Consider the following 19,500-nt stretch of genomic DNA (forward strand, 5'->3'; position numbering starts at 1 on the left):
CGAGGAAATCCCCGCCCCCCCCGAGGGGGGTGCCCCCTCCACCCCCGCCACTACGATCAGCACCCGGGCGGAAATTAGCTCATCACGATGGGAAAAGAGCCGATGGATCCCCGCCACTCCTACATCGTAGATCCTCGCCACTTTGTTCCCCATCACCTCGGCGGTGAACGCCGCCTCTTCCGCCACCGGAAGATCGGAGGTACCGGCGGAAACAACGCCGATCACCCCTTTCCCCAGAATCTCCTCCTTCACATTTATCGCCACTGCCCGGGCAGTCTCATCCACTTTCGCCTTTGGGAATCTCTCCCTCACCTTTCTTAGTCCATCGTCGCTAAGTCTGGTAATGAGCACTGTTTCTCCTTTATCCACCATCTGCTCGGCTATCTTCACTATATGCTCCGGCTTCTTCCCCAAACCAAGGATTACCTCGGGGAAACCCTTCCTCAGTCCTCGGTGGTGATCGATCTTGGCGAAACCGAGATCCTCAAAGGGAAGACACTTGAGGCGAGAAAGAGCATCCTCTATAGAAAGATCCCCCGTCCTGACCCGTGAAAGAAGCTCACGAAGATATCTTTCCTCCACCTTACTCCTCCAGTAAAACCATATACGATGATACCAGAAAAGACGCCAATGTTAAACTGGCTTGAGAAGAAAGGGGAAAGTACACCGTGAAACCGTTGACAATCTCCAGCCCGAAAAGTAAGATTGAGGAGATGTTCCTAAGAATTTCCTCTTCGGCGTATCCAATTCGGATGGTAAAAAGCCAGAAAAGGAGGAGAAAACATATACCTCGATGAAGATAAAAAGGAATGACTTGGTCCTCGAGATAGGAAGCGGTGCTACCCCTCACCCTCGATCCGATATTTTAGTGGATAAGTATTTCGCCAATGTGGAACGGGGAACAGGTGATTTGAAGATAGACCGCCCTTTGGTAATAGCCGATGGTGAGGCGCTTCCCTTTCCCGACAAAAGTTTCGACTACATCATCTGTTCTCACATCTTGGAACATGTGGAACATCCAGATCGGTTCCTAAGGGAGATATCCCGGGTGGGGAAAAGGGGTTACATCGTCTCACCCTCTGAAGTGGCAGAAAAGCTCTTCTTCTGGGGCTATCACAAATGGTATATAACCAAGGTAGGAGATACACTCTATTTGAAACGCAAAAACCTCCCTAACCTCTTTGGTGGCCTCTTTCATCATCTACAGCGAAACGATCGGTTCTTCAGCTCCTTCTATTACGCTCACCCAGAGTTATTTCTCGTCGAGCTCGAATGGGAAGGGGAGGTTAAGTTCGAGATACTCCCAGAAGACGCATCTTCGCCTTGGGACTTAGGCGATAAGGAGTTCCTGAAAAAAATAACCACTTCAAAGAAAAGAAGACTCCGTCCTTTTATAAACCTAATCTCTCCTCCAGGGTGGCGAGATCGTCTGGGAGAGATCAAGCGGGAGTTCCTTCGAAGGTTATTCCAAAGAAAAAAGACAAAGAAAAATGGAAATTAAAGAAGCTATTATCAAATTAATCTTCCCTTTTAAGAAGAAATCAACCTATATCATCCTCGCCTCATCGATCATCCTCATCCTCCTCTCATATCAGACAAAAAGACCTTACACCGCTCATATGGGTACCTTCTTCGAGAAGAGAATAAGCGGGTTCCGGGAATCGGTGGAGGAAGAGAACGACATCCGCTTCCGCTGGACACTCGGCGATGCCGAAATCCGCCTCCCCATCAAGGACTACCGAGGAGCCCTGCTTATCGAGATAAACTCCGCAAGGAAGATAAATACCCCCGCCAGGGCAGAGATATATGTCGATGGAAGGCTCGTCGGGGAATTCACCCAGCAATCTGAAGGATATACCACGAGGAGTTTCCTCGTCCCGGAAAGAAAGAGAAAGGGAGAGCTCGCCATCAGGATAATAACCCACACCAGAGGACCGGGAAATCTGGGAATAGCGGTGAACTTCATCCGGGTAAAGTTCATCTCTCCCTCTTCGTTCCTCATGCCCGAAACACCCCATCTTCTTTCCCCATTCATCATCCTCCTCCTCATCCTGATCCTCTATGCCTTCTCCGGGCTTCCCCGTTCCTTTGAGCTCCCGTTTCTCCTTCTCGGAGTTTCTCTTTCGATCCTCGTCCCCCTCATCTTCGGGATCCTGGGAGCGGAGTTTATCCTGAAATGCTTCTTCCTCGTTCCGCTCAACCTCGCTTTTTTCATTGCGATACCCCTCCTTGGCAGAAAATTTCCCCTCTTGAGACTCGAACAGGGGGGAAAAACTCTTCTTTTCTCCCTCATCCTGGCGGGAAGCCTCATTGAGGCGATCGTCCTCTTCACCCCAGCAATAGAGGTCCGCGACTTGATGTATTACTACCATCGCCTCCTCACCCTAAACCGGGCAGGGATTATCCCCCTCGCCAAAAAAATAGCCCTCGACCGCGCCCGCCTCTGGAGCCTGGGAATACCTTTCCCCTTCTCCCCATTTTATTTCGTCCTTCTTTATCCTTTCGCTCTCCTCATCAACAACCCCTTCACCGCCATCAAGCTCACCGCCCTCACCTTTGATCTGGTGGGAGCCTGTGCTCTTTTCCTCGTTGTAAGAAGGCTTGGCGGCTCTCTCTTCTCCTCAGGTCTTTCCACCCTCTTCTTCTTCCTCCTTCCTCTTGAACCCCACATCCTCCATTACGGGCTTTTCTCCAACCGAGCAGGGGAGATAATGTCGATCATCGCCCTCTCCTTTATCGCCCTTTCCTGGGGAAAATTAGGGAAAAGGGGGATCATTATCATAAGCTCTATCTTAATCGCCCTCCTTCTCCTGAGCTATCCGAGCAATCTGCTTGGAGGGATCTTCCTCCTCCCCACACTCGCCATAAGCTCATATCTCTTCTTTGAAAAGAAGAAAAGGAGCATAATCGCTCGTGCCATCATCATTTCCTTCATCATCGGGGTACTTCTCTCCTTGATCATCTACTACGGCTATTTCCTGAAACCGACCTTGAATAGGATCATCGAGATGAGGAAGATGGGAGGGCTAACCCTCAGGGTGAAGAAACAGTACCTTCCTCAGGCATGGGAGGGGAAGGAGATGGTGCGGCTACTTCTCTTCGATCTCACCGGGATCCCCTTCCTCTTCTTAGCCGTTTTCGGCATCTACTCTCTGATAAAGAGGAAGAAGACCTGCCCCGCTTTGTCCTGGCTTACCCTCTCTTGGGTGGTGGTAGGCTCTCTTCTCTTCGCCTCAGGCTTTTTCCTTGGGGTGTTCAAAAAGCAGATGATATTCCTCATCCCGGCACTCATCATCGCCTCAGGGGAGGGGGGAAATTATCTACTAAGAAGCAAAAAGATCTACCGGCTCATTGGGATCGCCCTGATTGCCCTCTCCCTATTTCAGGGGGTTGATTTCCTCATCCGATTAGCAAGGGGGTTTTCCTGATGCGGATACTCTATGTGGCTCCGGGCATTCCCATTCCGGGGAGCCATGGCGGATCAACCCACACCTTCGAGGTAGCAAGGGGACTATCACTTCTTGGCCATAAGGTCCTCATTGTCGCTAAAAGAGAGAACCTAAGACAGAAAAAAGGGGAGGCGATTGAAGGGATCGAGGTCTACCGTGTCCTACCCCTCATCCCGCGGAAGCTCCTCGAATGGCTTGCCCTCCCTTCGATCCTTTGGTTGGCAAGAAGGTGGAAGCCCGATGTCATTCTCGAGCGATACTACAACTTCGGAGGCGGAGGGATCATCACCGGGGCTCTCCTCGGCATTCCTTCGGTGCTTGAGGTAGTCTCTCCGGTAGTCGATCATCCCGGGTCGAAAAAAGCGCTGATCGACCACCTCTTCATCATCCGTCCGATGAAACGCTACCGGGAATGGCTTTGCCGAAGGAGCAAGGCTATCATCTCTCCTATACGGGAGATACTCCCTGAGGGGCTACCTGAGGGGAAAATACACCTTCTCCATACCGGGGCAAACCTCGCCCTCTTCTCGCCCGAGCGATATCGTAAGGACGAGGAGCGAAGGAAACTCGGCATCCCCAAGGAGATGGTGGTGATAACATTCCTCGGAAGCTTCCGCAGTTGGCATGGCGTCCTCGATTTCATAGAGGCGGGGAAGATGGTCCTCTCTTCCAAAAGAAAAAATATCCTTTTCCTGATGATAGGAAGTGGACCCCTCTACAAAAAGACTGAGGAGATCATTACCAGATCGAACCTTAAAGAGCACTTTCTCCTCACCGGAAAGGTTCCCTACTGTGATGTCCCTGCCTTTCTCTCCGCCTCAGATATCGGGGTAGCACCGTTCAATAGCGAAGGGTTTCCCTCTCTCAAGCTCGGCTTCTATTGGTCGCCCCTCAAGATATTCGAATATCTGGCAATGGGGTTGCCGGTAATAACCATCGATATCCCTCCGCTTAATGAGATCGTGCGAGACAAAGAGGAAGGACTTCTTTACCCTGAAGGAGACATCCAGGCACTCGCTGAGAGAATGCTATATCTCATTGAAAACGAAGCAGAAAGAAGGAAAATGGGAAAAAAGGCGCGAGCTCGTTCGACGCTATTCAGCTGGGAGCGCCAAACAAAGAAAATAGACGATATACTAAAAAAGGTGGTGAGATATGCGGATATTGATAACCACTGACTCGTTCCCACCGGTAGCTGGTGGAAGCGGTTGGAGCACTTATTATCTCACCCGCGCCCTGAGGGATGAGGGGCATGAATTGATGATCATAAAGGGAACCATCAGGGCTGAAGGGGTGAGGGAGTTCGAATACGACAAGCTCAAGGTGGTGGAGTTCGGCATCGACTATCGAAAGATATCCCTTATGAAAAGGCTTAAAAAGCGAGGGTATTTCTTCCTTCCCTTCTATCACTTCCTCACCGAGCAGGTTCAGAAATGGACACCGGACATAATCCACGCCCAGCATCAGCTCACCGCTCCCCCATCGATAGAGGTGGGAAAGAGCCTCGGGATACCAGTAGTGGTCACGGTGCGCGATTACTGGCCCCTCTGCTTCCACTCGACCAAGCTCAAAGGGAACGAACCTTGTCCCGGCTGTAGCTTCGCCAACCTAATCTCCTGTTTTTCTGCCCGCTTCCCCGGGCTTACCCTGTTTCTCCCTTTTCTTCTCCCCTTGGCTCTCGCCAATCTCCGGTTTAAACAGGAAAATCTAAAAAGAGCGGATAAGATAATCGCGGTTAGTCACCATATAAAGCGAGAGCTCTTGCGTCTATTTCCCGAGGAGAAGATAGCAGTCATACCAAACATACTCGACACCAACGCCATCGAAAAGATAGCATCTACCCCACCGCAGACGAAGATAAAAGGGGAATTCCTCCTTTATGTGGGAAAGCTCGCCGTAAATAAAGGGGTGAGACTGCTTCCCAAGCTAATGGAGAGACTCAAAACCGAGCTTCCCCTGGTAATCGCTGGCGAAGGACCGTTAAGGAAAGAACTCGAGGTAAGAGGAGAACGAAGTGGCTTAAACATAATCTTCACCGGTTGGATTTCGAACGAAGAGGCAATCAGGTTGATGCGACGGGCGAGGGTACTCCTTTTCCCCTCCGCCTGGGAGGAACCGCTAAGCCGGGTGCTCCTCGAGGCAATGGGGGCAGGAGCAGTGGTCTCCGCGATAAACACCGGGGGGACCGAGGATATAATCGAAGATGGAGTAAATGGGCTCCTCGCTGATAGTTTCGAGAAATGGATGAGGGATGTGGAAAGGCTCCTCACCGATCTCGAACTCTCAAAAAGGCTCTCAGAAAACGCAAGAAAAACAGCCAAAGATCGCTACGAAGCAAAGGTACTCGTCCCCAAATACGAGGAGCTTTACAAAAATGCCATCTCCGCATACGAGAAGGAAAAGAAGCGATAACCTCCTTCTCTGTGATATAATTAAATCTCAAAATGAAGGTAGCCATATTAGCAAGGAATCTTTATCCCTATCACGGCTTCGGTGGTCTCGAACGCCATATCTACTTCTTAACAAAACATTTAGAGAAAAGAGGGGTGGAATTCGTTCTCCTTTCAAGCCCGCCAACCAGAACCTATTCCCCTCTTGAGGAGCCGTCAGGGGAAAAGCTTTTTGTTTCTTCTACAAGAATCCCCCTTCTGGGAAAGCTCAAGCGAACGGTGATCCTCGATCGGATAACCAACTATTATCTCTTCAGCAAAAGGCTGGGGGAAAAAACCGAGGAGTTGGCGAGAAGGGGTGAGATAGACATCGTCTATGCCCATGGGCTTGCCGGCTACGGTTACGCCCTTCGTTTTGCGAGAAACAGAGATCTTCCTCCGCTCATATTGAACCCTCACGGGATGGAGGAGTTTCTCACTACCAATCCTCTGAAATACATCCTCTATACCCCATTCCGCCACTGGGTGCGGAAAGCAGCGGAGAAAGCGGTCAAGGTAATCGCCACCGATAGCTGTATGGTGGAAACCGTTATCCGTGAGCTTAAGGTCTCGAAAGAGAAGATAGCGGTAATACCAAATGCAGTGGATATCAACTACACCAAACGGTATGTAAACAAGGATAAAATGAAAGAGGTGGCTTCTCGGTATCTTCTCGAGGGGAAAAAAGTGGTGGCAATAAGTGTGGGGAGACTGGAGCGGAACAAGGGGTTCGATCTGGTGGTTCGTGCCCTTGCTGATCTTAAGAAGAAATTGAGAATAAATTGGGCATGGGTGCTGGTGGGGGACGGCTCAGAACGGGAAAGGCTGAGGAGGATGGTGGAGAAGGAGAGCCTCTCATCCAATGTAGTGATGACGGGACGGGTTTCCGACGAGGTGCTCGAGAATTTGTTCTCCTTATCCCATCTCTTCATCCAACCAAGCCTTTATGAGGGAAGCTCGATCGCTACCCTCGAGGCAATGGCACACGGGCTTGCCATCCTTGGGAGTGCTGTCGGGGGCATCCCGGACAAGATCGTCCCCGGGGAAAACGGTTATCTCCTTCGCCCCGGCGATATTTCCGATCTTAAGGAGAAGCTCGCCTTCCTCCTCCCTAATAAAGATAAGCTAAGAAAGATGGGTAGTCGCTCTTTGCAATTGGTTGAGAGGTTCTCTTGGGATAAAATAGTGGAGAGACATATCGCACTCTACCGAGAAGTGGTGGATGTTAGCTAAGCAAAAAGGAGGGGAAATGGCACGGGCAAAGGTCGCCGTTCTTAAAACAAAACCGGAAACGGTTTTAGAGGATTATAAAAAGCTTCTCCACTTAGCCGATTATCAGAAATACCTTCCTAAGGAGAACGAAACCGCGCTCAAGATAAACATCTCCTGGCAGAAATTCTACCCTGCTTGTTCTACCACCCCGTGGCAGCTTGAGGGGGTAATAAAAACAATGCTCGAGGATGGATATGACCGGAAAAGGATCTACGCCTGCCACAATCGAACGGTGGTGGTGAGCGCAAAAAAGGGTGAAATAGCGAACAAACACAAGCCGGTGGTGGAGAAATACGGGCTTCGCAATATCCATCTTTACGAAAGGGAGGAGTGGGTAAGATACGAACCAAAAGGGGAAATCCTCGCTCTATACGACATCTTTCCCAAAGGGATCTACATCCCGAAACGGTTCATCGGCTCTAATATCATCCATCTCCCCACGATGAAAACCCATGTCTTCACTACGATGACTGGAGCGATGAAGAACGCCTTCGGCGGGCTTCTGAACGAGCGTCGGCACTGGACCCATTCGGTCATCCACGAAACCTTGGTCGATCTCCTAACCATCCAGAAGGAGATCCATCCCGGACTGTTTGCGGTAATGGACGGAACCTTCGCCGGAGATGGACCGGGACCCCGGTGTATGATCCCCTATGTCAAGGGCTATATACTGGCGAGCAACGATCAGGTGGCGATAGACGCTATCGCTGCCAAGATGATGGGGTTCGACCCACTCTCGCTCAAGTTCATCCGCCTTGCCCACGAACGAGGACTCGGAGTTGGAGACCCCGCTGAGATCGAGGTGGTGGGCGAGGATATATCCGGGGTCAACTTCGGCTTCCACGGAGAGGAAAACACCTTCGCCAGCCGGGGACAAAAGATGATCTATTGGGGGATATTCCACCCCTTAGAAAAGCTCCTCCTTCGCACCCCGCTCGTTGTCTGGGCTTACCTCGCCTCCAGGCTCTACCACGACTTCTACTGGTATCCTATAATAGGAAAAAGACGGGTGAAGAAGATGCTCGAGACTGAATGGGGCAAACTCTTTCTTAAATATTGAGGAAAAAACCGATGAAAAGAAGAAATTGGGCTATCATTTGTTTGGTGGGGGTTTTTTCCTCCTTTCTTCTCTCCTGCGGAGGTAGGAAGGTAGAAGGTGCTGGTTGGGGTTATGGTCGATATGACCTTGTCTCCAATCTCTCTTCCCTTGAGGTGGATAATTTCTTCATCAATCTTGGCTTAAGGAGCAACCGTTATTTTTTGAAGTCAGGCTGGGCGAAGGAGAACGAGGTCGAACCCTCAGGGACGAGCTTCGTCTGGGCGGTGGGCAGGGTTTCTGAAGTCGATTTCCCTCCGATGAGAAAGAGGGATCGGATACTTCATTTCTCCGCCCATTCCTTTTCCCCACCCGGTGCCCCCGGACAGAGGGTGAGGCTCTTCTTCAACCGGAAGTTCATTGGTGAAGCGAAGCTGGGAAAGAGGTTCAACCACTACTCATTTCCGATCAAGGGAAAATACTTCAAGGAGAACGAGGATAATCGTCTGGAACTCATCCATCGTTATGCCATCTCCCCAGCCAATGTTCCGGGGATGGGAGGGGATAAGCGGAAACTCGCCGCCTCCTATGATTACATCGCCCTGGTTGCCAAGGGGAAGGATCTCAGGAAAACCCCCAGAACCTATCTCAAATACACCGCCTACGTCAGGCGTGGTGAGGCGAGAGAGGCTATTGCTCTTCCTCCTGGTGGTGAGTTCAGGTTAGGGGTGAAGCTCCCCAACGAGGAACCGATAAAACTCATCTTCTCTCCAGCGGTAAACGATTTCTTCCAGGATAACCTGAGCTGGGCGAGGTTCAGGATAACCCTCAGCTCTGAGGGAAGAGAGGAGGAGTTATTCTCTTCGGAGAGGAAAAGGGGTGAGGTGGCTGACGAATGGCGGATGGAGGAGGTTGATCTAAGCAGGTATCGGGGGAAGAGGATAGTCCTCTGGTTCAAAGTCGAAGGGGAGGGGATAAAGGGAAAACCGGCTGAGGTTGCCTGGGTCAATCCCCATATCATTGCCGGCGGCCTTAAGCCTCCCAAGAGATTGAATGTGATCCTCTATCTCATCGATACCTTAAGAGCAGATCACCTCGGCTGTTATGGAAACCCCTACATCAAAACACCAAACATAGACAGATTGGCGAAGGAGGGGGTTCTCTTCGAGAATGCCTTCGTCCAATCCTCCTGGACAAGACCCTCAACCGCTACTATCTTAACCTCCCTCTACCCAACAGAACATGGGGCGATAACCGACCACGATAGACTTCGGCCCTCCTTAATCACTATAGCAGAGATATTGAGGCATTATGGCTATTACACCCTGGGATGCGTTAATCAACCCAATGTAGCTGCTGAGATAGGGTTCTATCAGGGATTTGACCGTTACCTGGTAGCTTATAAACGGCTCCACCTTCATCCCCTCTTCTCTGACAAGATGAACGAGATGATCTTCCCCTGGCTTGAGGAGTTTAAGGATAAGCCCTTCTTCCTTTATGTCCATACCGTGGATCCCCATGACCCCTACATTCCCCCTCCACCGTACGACAGGATGTACGACCCCGATTATAAAGGGAAGATATGGGGAGACTCTAAAACCCTTATTGAGATAGGGAGGGGAGATATAGAGATCACCGAGCGGGATAGAAAACACCTCATTGCCCTCTACGATGGGGAGGTTACCTATAACGATAAATCGGTAGGAAAGCTGATGAGGAAACTGAAGGAGCTCGGTATCGCCGATAATACCCTCATCATCATCATTGCCGACCATGGGGAGGAGTTCCTGGAACACGGAGGAACTCGCCATGGACACACCTTATACAACGAGGTGCTCCATATCCCCCTCATTTTTCACTGTCCCAATGCTCTCCCCAAAGGGAAAAGGATCAAAGACCTGGTAAGAGCTGTGGATGTCCTTCCCACTATCCTTAATATCCTCGACATCCCTCTCCCGAAGAAGATCGAGGGCAAAAGTTTACTCTCACTTATCAAGAAAGGGGGAAATCCGGGGATATCTTACTCCTTCGCCGAACTCGACCGTTATGGCAAAAACCTCCGCTCCCTCCAAAACGACAAATGGAAATTGATCCACTACCCCTACCGACGGGAGAAAGGGGAATTCTACAATCTGAAGGATGATCCAAAAGAAAAGAAAAATCTATTTTACGGGAGAAAACCCCCCGCCTACAACGAGTTGAACAAGAAGCTTACCGAAATACTTAAAAAACTGAAGGGAGAAGCAAAGAAATTCCATCGAATTAAGGTAGAGAAGCTGGACAAAGAGACATTAGAGCAACTAAAAGCGCTGGGATACATTCATTAAAAAATGGGCAATAAGCTGCTGAATATCTTGCTGTGCCTTTTAGGTTCCGGTTTGCTCTTATTACATATTCTTGATCTTCCCCAATATCGTTTTTGGTTCTCCCTCTCTTTTCTTCTTCTCCTCTTCTTCCGGGTAATGGTGAATAGGGGGAAAAAGCGGAAAGGAATTGCTCCCTCCACCTTCTTTGATAAGATAGAGACCCCTCATCTCATCCTTATTGCCATCTTCCTCCTTTACCTCCCCCAGATATACCCAAAAATAAAGGGAGATGGCGTTCTCTACTACGCCTATCTCCGTTCGTTCCTTATCGATTTTGATCTAAATTTCGCAAACGATTTCGCTGGCTTTGGCTATATGGGAAAGATCACCTCGGCAGGGCTCCCGGCAAATCCGGTTTTTTTCGGCTGTTCCCTCTTCTGGCTTCCCTTCTTCCTCCTCGCTCATATAGTGAGTTTCTTGGGGAATATACTTGGGGGAAACTTTCCCTTGGATGGCTTCTCCTCGGTTTACCAGCGAGCGATAACCCTGGGCTCCGCCCTCTACATCCTGGCAGGTATCATCCTTATCTACCATCTCTTAAAAAAGAGATTTTCCCCTGGTGTCTCACTCCTCTCAGCACTTGCCATCTGGCTTGGCACACCGCTTTTTTACTATATGGTAGCCAACCCCTTCCTCGCTCATGGGATCTCGATGTTTGCGGTGACCCTCTTTATATTTCTCTGGTTCAAAAATAGAGAGAAAGAAGGGAAATGGAGGGCAGGATTGATCGGGCTTTTTGCTGGTCTTTCCGCCGCCGTTCGCCCCCAGAATGTGGTTTTCTTTGCCATTCCCTTTCTGGATTTTCTTTTCTCCTTAAAACATTCTAACAGGACACCCTTAAAAGAAAAATGGAGGGATATGGCTTTCCTCCTTTCCGGCTTCGCCCTTCCCCTCCTAATCCAGATGATATTGTGGCGGATGATCTTCGGTTCTCACTTCCTCTCCGGCTGGCATACAACCAATTTAATCAACTGGCGACATCCGCATATCATCGATATGCTTTTCTCCGCCCGACACGGTGTTTTTACCTGGACTCCCCTCTTCTTCCTCGGGGCGATCGGAATCATCCTCCTTTTGAGAAAGAATAGGAAACTCGCCCTCTATCTTTTCGTCGCTTTCGCCCTTATGCTCTATATGAATGGGGTATTCAAGAGATGGTGGGCAGACCACTCCTTCGGAAACCGAAGGATGCTCGGCGGTAGCTTCATCTTTGCCTTTGGACTCTCTGCGGTAATTGAGGAGCTCTTCCGCCGGCCAAAACTCCTTGCCACTCTGCTCATCCTCTCTCTCATCATCTGGAACATCAACTTCGCTACTGCCTTCAATCAGAACCTACTCGGCGATAGAAGCGAAGCCGTTCCCTTAAACAGGGTACTTATGATCGAAGGAGAATACATCTACCGCCTATGTTATCAACTCACCGCCAAACTGAGCGACGCACTGGCGTTTCGGATCTATGAAAATTATAAGGGGGTGTGGCTCTTCTCCGGTCCCCGAAACCTCAATGGGGTAATCGACATCGGGGCAGAACCAGATGATATCCGCTGGGAACTGATCGGAAACGGTTGGAGCAAAAAGAAAAAACTCGATGAGGTGAGCTTCCGCTACTCGGAGGGGAAAACCTCGATCCTCCGTTTCCCTCTATATGAGCGTGCTAAATTGATCGTTGGGATAAGGATGAAACCGATCAACCTCACAAATACAACAACCGTAGTAGTAGAGACAATGGTAAATGGGAAAAGGGTGAAGGATATTCTCCTAAGGCCGGGATGGAACAATTATCTTTTTATCGTGGAGAAATCGCTCACCAAACGAGGATTGAATGAGCTACTCTTCCGCTATCACTACAATCTAAGAGGTAACCAAAAAGAAAATTATCATCAGGAGGCAGTAGCGGTCGATCTTCTTCGATTCGCTAAGAAGAGACGATAGGAAATCTAATGAGGAAACGAGATATCTTCTCTGAGGTAGCGATCGTCATTTTCTTTCTCTTGCTTACTATCCTCTTCACCTACCCTCTCACCGAAAACTTCGGTAAAGCCATCCCCCATCTCGGCGCCGATCCGTTAATAAACCTCTGGATACTCCTCTGGGATAACCATAAGCTTCTTTCCGATCCGATGAACCTCTTTTATGCCAATATCTTCTTCCCCGAACCCCTCACCCTGACCTACTCCGAAGCGCTCCTCGCCGAAGCGCTCCTCTTCATCCCTTTCTTCCGAGCCACAGGCAACCCAGTTGCTGCCTACAATTTCGTCCTTTTCTCATCCTTCTTTCTCTCTGCCTATGGCACCTATCTTCTTGCTCGATATATAAGCGGAAGGAGAATAGCCGGAATACTCGCCGGTATAGGATTCGGCTTTTTCGCCTTTCGGTATACCCACCTTTCCCATCTTCAGCTCCTCTTTACCAGCTGGCTTCCCTTCGCTTTCCTTTTTCTTCATCGGTATTTCGCTGAAGAAAGGAGGCACCTCCTCATCCTCTCATTCGGCTTTGCTACCCTGCTCGCCCTTTCATCGGGTTATTATGCCGCTTATGGAGGGGTTCTCCTCATCATCTATTTTCTTCTCTCCCTACTTCTTATAAAAAGACCTCCTCTGCTCAAGCTCGTGAAGGACATCCTCATCGCCATTATCATCTTTACTCCGGTACTCCTCTTCGCCTTCTACCCCTACTACAAGGCAAACTCCACCCTCGGATTAAAAAGAAGCGTTAGGGAGAACATAGCTTTCTCCACCTCTTTCTCCGATTACCTCGCCTCCCAATCGAACCTATATCGAAACATACTCGGTGGCTTCCGGGTTAAGGAGAGTTTATTCCCTGGCTTTGCTATCTATTTCCTCGCCTTTTACTTTCTTCTTTTTGGAAGAAAGAAAAAGGACATCATCAGAAAAGAGGCTTTATTTCCTCTTTTTATCCTCACTTCTGTTGCTTTTGTCCTTTCCCTCGGTCCTGTTCTTAGGGGAAGCAATATCAAGCTCCCCTACTTCCTCCTTTACAGATTCGCCCCCGGTTTTTCCGGGCTCAGGGCGCCTGGGCGGTTCGGGATGTTCGTTATATTCGGGCTCTCCCTTTTCGCCGGCTTCGGCGGATCCTTCCTCTTAGAGCAAGTTAAAGGATGGAATAAGAGGCTTCCTCTGATGGTGCTTCTTCCTATGATCATAATTCTTGAAAACATAAGCATCCCCCTAAAGATAGGCAGACCCGATATGAAGATAGACCCTGTCTATCGCTTCTTGGCGGAAAGACCAGGGGACTTCGCCATCCTCGAGCTTCCCCTCTACCACATCCCGGGAGGGAATCTGCACTACCAACTCGCTTCCCGGGCTCACTTCAAAAGACTGGTGAACGGCTGTAGCGGATACCTCCCCCGCTCCTATCTCCTTCTCTATCAGCAGATGGCTGATTTCCCCTCGAACTCTTCGATCGAATATCTGAAGGAGAATTATCCTATCCGATACATTATCGTTCATCTCGACCGATTGGGGAACGAGGGGAAGGGGAAGGTGCCCTCGAGGGAGAAATTCCTCTCGAGACTTACCCAGTTCCAAAAAGACCTCAAAAAAGAAGCCGAAATAGGCGGTACCCTCATCCTCCGTCTGATGAATGGAGGAAGAGGAGAAAAGATCCGCCGTTTCTTTCCTGGTTTTATGCTCCGCGGGAGAAAGATCGTCCTTACAACCCGAGGGGAAGGAGAATTTCGCCTAATCCTGAACGGGGTAGAAATTGGAAGGGGGAAAACCGCAAAAAGGGGGGGAACCCTTTTCTTCGCCCTTCCTAAGAGGCTAATCCGGGAAGGAAGAAACGAAATAATTGTTAAAGGGAAAAGAGGGGAGATCGACATCTCCTCCATCATTCCCTATTGAAACCTCCTTTTAGGGTGCCTAAATACGAGATAATCAACCGCCCCGCCAAGCATTCTGCCATCTTTGTTTCCCTTCAACACCTTCGCCGGAGGAATGGCATAGCTTAAGACGATCTTTACCTCGTTCACCCCCTCTCTGAAATAGCGTTTGGGTACAGCTATCTTGTAAGTGGTATATGCTGGAGAAAGCCTGAGTGATGAGGTGAATTCCCCATTCACCAGAAACTTAGCCACCTGCGGCGGTGCTCCGGGGAAGGAGAAGGAGCGCATCCTGAGCTCGATGATGTAATCGCGGGGACGAAAGAGGGGGAAGAGAAAAGTTCCCTCCCTTCCCTTTATCCAACGGAAGGTAGTTCCATCCGGGTCCTGCTCCTTCCCATACCAACCACGACCGAGGAAGAAAGCGTCGTTACCTCCTACATCTATCCCCGGGTTATTGAAGCGCCTCCCCACTAAAAGATCATACCGCTCGGGCGAAACCCGGAAGCGGAGGGCAAAGAGGAGATTGGCAGGATAGGAAAACGGGTTCCCTATCTTGGAGTAGAGAAGTTTCACCCCAGACGCTGCCGCCTCCCCCATCGAAACCACATCACCAGGTGGAACCAGATGGTAGTAATACTCAGCCATAAATACAATATTCGCCAGGATGAAAAGGGAAACAAATCCATAAACGAGCAGGAAGGGATGTTTCTTCAAGAACTCAAGAAAAGCGGAAAGACCGACAGCAAAATAGGGAAGAAGGGAGCCAAATCGACGCGCTCCAAACGCCCAACCAGCCCACCAGTCGTATATTGAGGCATTGACATATGTCATAAGGAGAAAGACAAGGAAAAAGGTAAGGACGAACCTACGCTCCCGGCGAAGGAAAAGGAAAGAGCCGATAAAGCCAATATATACCACTGGGCTCCAGGGGAAAAGTCCATGGCGAGAGGAAAAAAGCACCTCGAAGAAAGCGGGCTTGCCGAAGGAGAGCCTTCCTCCTTGAGGGATGGTGAAGAACCTCCCATAGATCACCTTCCAGGCGATAACCTGAGGGAGAAAAACGACAAAAGCGGAAAGGGCAAAAAGCATCCCGAAGAGAAACATTCGCTTCGCCTCTTCACTTTTCCCTTCCTTCAAGCTTTTAATGAAATCGCCAAGCCAGCAAAAGGCAGGAAATAAGAGAAAGAGGGCATTCTGCCAGCGAACGAGCATAAGGAGCCCTCCCAAAGCCCCAAGAACGAGATAACGCCTAAAATCCATCTTTCCTCGGAAGCGGAGGAAGAAATAGAGAAAGAGAGAGCTCACGAAGAAGGAAGGGGCGTGAGACATAAAAGGTTCGAAAACCTGATACCAGGGGAGAAAACTACCCAACCAGATCCCAATAGCAGAGAGGAAGGCTATCCATTTACTGAAAAACCGCCGTAGGCTAAGGTAAAGAAGAATAACCCCAAATGTCCCATAAACGAGGCTGCCAAAAGAGCAGGCGGTGGTGTAAGGATAGGAAAAACCATCCAGGGGAAGACTACCACCAAAAATATGGGCAAAATAGGTCGCTATATGGGCAGAAAGATAGAAAGGGAGCCAAAGAAAGGAAACTCCAATGGCGAACACATTCGGCAGATGCCCGGTAATGGTTGGCTTGATATAAGGGAGAGCGCGCACCTTGAGCCTTGCATACTCGTTTGCGAAATTCAGGTCTCGGTCAAAGACAAGGGAGCGAAGATAGGAGAAGTAGAAACTACCATCACTACCAAGCCTTCCCCCATAAGCAGTGAGAAGAAACAAAAGCAAAAGAAAAATGGAGACGATTATGAAGATGGGAATATCTATCGTTCGATAGATCCGAGGAAGGGTTCCAACATCTGGATACCTTCTCGAAAGCAATGATGAAAGAAAAAGAAGAAGAGTGAAGCTTATGAGAAGAAGGACGAAGGAAAACTCAGGTGTCCTCTCATAACGAAAACCAGGGGTAAGGATTACCAGATTGAAGAGGAGAAAAAAGAGGAACGGGGGAAGGAAATAGACAATTCTTCGCTCCCAATATCGTTTCATTGTTCTTTCCTACTCTATATAACCAAGTGCCCGGAGCCTTTCTTCCGTCTCCTTGTCCAGCTTTATCTTCTTTATCTCCCCTGTTTTCTTTGCCGAGGTCTCTTCATACCAGCTGAGGAGCAAGCTATAAAGATACTTCCTTAAAAGAGGATGTCCAAAGATAATGTTTCTCCTTTCACCAGGATCACCTTTAAGATCGAAGAGGAGATGCATCCCCTTTTTCCCATCATAGATGTATTTGTAGCGCCCTCCCCGGACCGTCAATCTGCCCAACATAGCCATAGAGTAAATATAAGGATCTCCTTCCTCCTCCTTCCCAAAGATCGCGGGAAGAAGGCTCTTTCCTTCAAAGGGGAGTTTCCTCGGATCTATCCCATAAAGCTCGCAGATGGTGGGGGCGAGATCGATGAGTTGGGCTAACGAGTCCACCCTTCTCCTTTTCACCGGAAACCTCCTCGGGAACCTGATTATCAATGGAATATGGATCATCTCGTCGTAAACGGTGGTGGTATGAAGCATTCGTCCATGCTCACGGAAGGCTTCCCCATGATCGGCAATAATGATAAAAATGGTATTCTCGTAAAGCTTCGCCCGCTTCAGATTGGAGATAAGCCTCCCCACCTGATGATCCGCATAGGCTAAACCGCCATCATAAAGGGCAACGATATGGTCGAGATCCTCCTTAGTTATTGGAAGTTCCTCCTTATCTATCTTACTGAGGGTGATTACATCTCCCTGAGGTTTTCTCCAGCAATTTTTGTCAAACATTCCCATAAAGAAGGGAGGAGAGATATAGGGTTCATGGGGCTTCATTATGTGGAGGAAGGCAAAGAAGGGCTTACCAGGAGGAAGGCTCCTCACCCAGTTGATCACCTTGCCAACAAACCAGGGGGTAGCAGTAGGATCGATGGGATTGCCTCGCAGTCGGAAGAGTTCTACGAAGTGATCGAAGCCCTGCCCATAGCCATGTGCCAGAGAGATTACCGGGCTATCAGAGAAGCAACCGGTGATAAATCCATTTTTAGATAAAACTTCGGCAAGGGTAACCATCTCCTCGGGCAGGCGATCATTTTGCCCTCTTATCTTGTGTGTCGTGGGATAGAGTGAAGTCATAATGGTAGGGAGGGAAATGATAGTATACGCCCCCTGGGAGAAGGCATGTTCAAAGATCACCCCCTCACTCGCCAACCTGTCTATAGTCGGGGTCGTTTTCCGATGATAACCATAACAGGAGAAATGATCCGCCCTCGCTGCATCGAGAAGGATGATGATCAAATTGGGGGGTGGATTCGCTGCCTTTCTAAGCTCCGTTAGATCAACTCCCCTCTCTCCCCGTTTTTTAGGAGCCATAATGCGAGGGGAGATAACCTCGATACTGCCCTTACCCTTACTCCCCTCTGCCTTGAAGATGAGCTCAATAACTTCTCCCCTGAGCGAAGATAGGGGTATCTCGATCCGCTTCACCTTACCTCTTCGAGCAGAAACTGTTTTTAACACCTTATCCCTATTTTCGGTATGGACGATTACACTCAATCTGGCGCTATCTCCCCGAAGGTAAAAGCGGAGAACATCCCCTTCATCCGGCTTCAAGAAGAAGCCAACTCCCCTTCCTGGGCGGAGAACAAATCCCTCCCTTCTCCGCTCGCCGATAAGAGCCTTTTTTATCTCAAAAAGCTCAGAAAGCTCATTTTCTGGGATCACCTCATCACCCTTGGTGAGATAAGCCATCTCTATGAAAGAAGGGTGATAGGGATTGCTCAATTCCAATCTTAACTCGCCTCGCTCAGCTACCCCTTCAGGAAGCGGAAGATGATACCAGGATGTCCCCGGATTTAGCCCCAACCGTATCAGCTGGAAGTCGTTTATCTTTATCTCCCCCTCAGCCGGCTCTTCCCCCTCCAATCGGATGCGAAGGTGAAGCCAGGACCCCCCTTTCTCAAAAGAAGTAAGGAGAACCGTCTGCCCGAAGGAGGAACCCTTAACACCGAAATCGGTCTCACCCTGAAAGATCGGGAGAGCGATCCTCCCGGAGAGCCTTGCCCCATCGTATAGGGAAACACCTTCGATGATCCTTTCCGCCCCAAGAAAATCAAGGATGAGGTCCCGCTTGAGCCTTAAGGGCTTCTCCCTACAGCTCGAGGTAAACATCAAAAGGAGAAAAAAGATAAGATAAACCACCAATAGGCGAAACGGGCTCCCTTTCCCCATTCTCCCCTCCGTGTAAGATAAGATTATATCATCAATCCCTCTACCTTAACCACCTCCTATTGACAGACTTTTAACCCTATGTTATTAAGGAAGAGCTTTAAGGGAATAAAAGGTCCTTAAAATGTGGCAGAAGATCAAAAGAAAGCTACGAAGTTTCGGAAGGAAGGTCGCTTACTACCAGACCATATTTATCCTCGCGGTTATCTATTTCACGGTGATAGCACTTTTCTCCCTGCTTATCAAAATGGCGCGGAAGGATCTGCTCGATAAAAAATTAACTGATGAATCAAGCTTCTGGCGTAAGCGAGAAGTAACCCGGTTCGATTTGGAGGCGATCAAGCACCAGTTTTAGGAGGCAAGATGTATATCCTTGGCATATCCTGCTTCTACCACGACGCTGCTGCTTCTCTTCTTAAAGACGGGGAGATAATTGCTGCCGTCCAGGAGGAGCGGTTCACCAGAAAGAAGCATGATCCCGACTTCCCGACAAACGCCATAAATTACTGCCTCAGGGAAGGAGGAATCACTCCGGAAGATCTTTCCTATATCGTCTTTTACGACAAACCGCTCATCAAATTCGAGCGAATACTCTTCTCCCACTTAGCCAATTTCCCCCGCTCCCTTCCTTCCTTCATAAAAGCCATCCCCCCCTGGCTCAAGGAAAAGCTTTGGGTACGGGATGTGATAAGGAAGAAACTGGATTACGAGGGGGAGATACTGTTCACCGAGCATCACCTATCCCATGCAGCGAGCTCCTTCTTCGCCTCTCCCTTTTCCGAGGCGGCAATACTTACCGTAGATGGGGTGGGGGAATGGGCGACTGCAACCTACGGTGTGGGGA

General features: G+C 49.4%; 14 protein-coding genes. 11 read left to right on the forward strand and 3 right to left on the reverse strand.

Translation table 11 applies throughout. The features are described 5' to 3' along the window. Window positions 1-582 (reverse strand): 1-(5-phosphoribosyl)-5-amino-4-imidazole-carboxylate carboxylase (locus J7L64_04475; GenBank protein MCD6451596.1); only part of this gene is annotated, 582 nt, incomplete at its 3' end. Between the two features lie 211 nt (window positions 583-793). Here J7L64_04475 and J7L64_04480 point away from each other — a divergent pair. From J7L64_04480 to J7L64_04520, 9 genes are read left to right on the forward strand one after another with little or no spacing between them, the layout of a single operon-like run. Continuing rightward, window positions 794-1,501: a class I SAM-dependent methyltransferase gene (locus J7L64_04480; GenBank protein ID MCD6451597.1), complete on the forward strand. Its 708-nt coding sequence runs from the start codon at window positions 794-796 to the stop codon at window positions 1,499-1,501. Continuing rightward, on the forward strand, window positions 1,491-3,428 hold the full coding sequence (locus J7L64_04485; GenBank protein ID MCD6451598.1) for a hypothetical protein: 1,938 nt from the start codon (window positions 1,491-1,493) through the stop codon (window positions 3,426-3,428). Before J7L64_04480 ends, J7L64_04485 begins: the two co-directional genes overlap by 11 nt. Then, on the forward strand, window positions 3,428-4,627 hold the full coding sequence (locus J7L64_04490; protein MCD6451599.1) for a glycosyltransferase family 4 protein: 1,200 nt from the start codon (window positions 3,428-3,430) through the stop codon (window positions 4,625-4,627). Before J7L64_04485 ends, J7L64_04490 begins: the two co-directional genes overlap by 1 nt. Continuing rightward, window positions 4,605-5,861 (forward strand): glycosyltransferase family 4 protein, encoded by a 1,257-nt coding sequence (locus J7L64_04495; protein MCD6451600.1) that lies wholly within the window; start codon window positions 4,605-4,607, stop codon window positions 5,859-5,861. Before J7L64_04490 ends, J7L64_04495 begins: the two co-directional genes overlap by 23 nt. Before the next feature lie 32 nt (window positions 5,862-5,893). Beyond that, window positions 5,894-7,111 carry a glycosyltransferase family 4 protein gene (locus tag J7L64_04500; protein ID MCD6451601.1) on the forward strand — a complete coding sequence of 406 codons (1,218 nt, stop codon included), beginning with the start codon at window positions 5,894-5,896 and terminating at the stop codon, window positions 7,109-7,111. Between the two features lie 16 nt (window positions 7,112-7,127). Beyond that, window positions 7,128-8,210, forward strand: coding sequence for a DUF362 domain-containing protein (locus J7L64_04505; GenBank protein ID MCD6451602.1), 1,083 nt, complete (start codon window positions 7,128-7,130; stop codon window positions 8,208-8,210). 11 nt (window positions 8,211-8,221) lie between these two features. Then, the gene (locus J7L64_04510) at window positions 8,222-10,513 is read left to right on the forward strand and encodes a sulfatase (protein ID MCD6451603.1); all 2,292 of its coding nucleotides are present in this window, start codon (window positions 8,222-8,224) and stop codon (window positions 10,511-10,513) included. Window positions 10,514-10,516: 3 nt separating this feature from the next. Beyond that, a complete protein-coding gene (locus tag J7L64_04515) occupies window positions 10,517-12,484 on the forward strand; it encodes a glycosyltransferase family 39 protein (GenBank protein MCD6451604.1) in 1,968 nt (655 codons plus the stop codon). An 8-nt stretch (window positions 12,485-12,492) separates the two neighbouring features. Further along, the gene (locus J7L64_04520) at window positions 12,493-14,418 is read left to right on the forward strand and encodes a hypothetical protein (protein MCD6451605.1); all 1,926 of its coding nucleotides are present in this window, start codon (window positions 12,493-12,495) and stop codon (window positions 14,416-14,418) included. Here J7L64_04520 and J7L64_04525 read toward each other — a convergent pair. Continuing rightward, entirely contained in the window at window positions 14,412-16,451 is a 2,040-nt protein-coding gene (locus tag J7L64_04525; protein ID MCD6451606.1) for a glycosyltransferase family 39 protein, read from the reverse strand. The two genes, J7L64_04520 and J7L64_04525, sit on opposite strands and share 7 nt — an antisense overlap. A gap of 9 nt (window positions 16,452-16,460) precedes the next feature. Next, a complete protein-coding gene (locus J7L64_04530; protein MCD6451607.1) occupies window positions 16,461-18,659 on the reverse strand; it encodes a sulfatase in 2,199 nt (732 codons plus the stop codon). Between the two features lie 121 nt (window positions 18,660-18,780). On the opposite strand from J7L64_04530, the gene J7L64_04535 reads away from it, so the two are divergent. Together J7L64_04535 and J7L64_04540 are read left to right on the forward strand one after the other, a co-directional pair. After that, the gene (locus J7L64_04535) at window positions 18,781-19,011 is read left to right on the forward strand and encodes a hypothetical protein (protein ID MCD6451608.1); all 231 of its coding nucleotides are present in this window, start codon (window positions 18,781-18,783) and stop codon (window positions 19,009-19,011) included. 8 nt (window positions 19,012-19,019) lie between these two features. Beyond that, window positions 19,020-19,500: hypothetical protein (locus tag J7L64_04540; GenBank protein MCD6451609.1), on the forward strand; the 481-nt coding region annotated here is incomplete at its 3' end.

It is taken from the genome of Acidobacteriota bacterium (assembly GCA_021161905.1).
GTDB lineage: Bacteria > Acidobacteriota > B3-B38 > Guanabaribacteriales > JAGGZT01 > JAGGZT01.

Bases quoted from the DNA above. Each gene is read 5' to 3' on its own strand.
- J7L64_04480 (MCD6451597.1), top strand. From the start codon at position 794: ATGAAGATAAAAAGGAATGACTTGGTCCTCGAGATAGGAAGCGGTGCT.
- J7L64_04485 (MCD6451598.1), top strand. From the start codon at position 1,491: ATGGAAATTAAAGAAGCTATTATCAAATTAATCTTCCCTTTTAAGAAG.
- J7L64_04490 (MCD6451599.1), top strand. From the start codon at position 3,428: ATGCGGATACTCTATGTGGCTCCGGGCATTCCCATTCCGGGGAGCCAT.
- J7L64_04495 (MCD6451600.1), top strand. From the start codon at position 4,605: ATGCGGATATTGATAACCACTGACTCGTTCCCACCGGTAGCTGGTGGA.
- J7L64_04500 (MCD6451601.1), top strand. From the start codon at position 5,894: ATGAAGGTAGCCATATTAGCAAGGAATCTTTATCCCTATCACGGCTTC.
- J7L64_04505 (MCD6451602.1), top strand. From the start codon at position 7,128: ATGGCACGGGCAAAGGTCGCCGTTCTTAAAACAAAACCGGAAACGGTT.
- J7L64_04510 (MCD6451603.1), top strand. From the start codon at position 8,222: ATGAAAAGAAGAAATTGGGCTATCATTTGTTTGGTGGGGGTTTTTTCC.
- J7L64_04515 (MCD6451604.1), top strand. From the start codon at position 10,517: ATGGGCAATAAGCTGCTGAATATCTTGCTGTGCCTTTTAGGTTCCGGT.
- J7L64_04520 (MCD6451605.1), top strand. From the start codon at position 12,493: ATGAGGAAACGAGATATCTTCTCTGAGGTAGCGATCGTCATTTTCTTT.
- J7L64_04525 (MCD6451606.1), bottom strand. From the start codon at position 16,451: ATGAAACGATATTGGGAGCGAAGAATTGTCTATTTCCTTCCCCCGTTC.
- J7L64_04530 (MCD6451607.1), bottom strand. From the start codon at position 18,659: ATGGGGAAAGGGAGCCCGTTTCGCCTATTGGTGGTTTATCTTATCTTT.
- J7L64_04535 (MCD6451608.1), top strand. From the start codon at position 18,781: ATGTGGCAGAAGATCAAAAGAAAGCTACGAAGTTTCGGAAGGAAGGTC.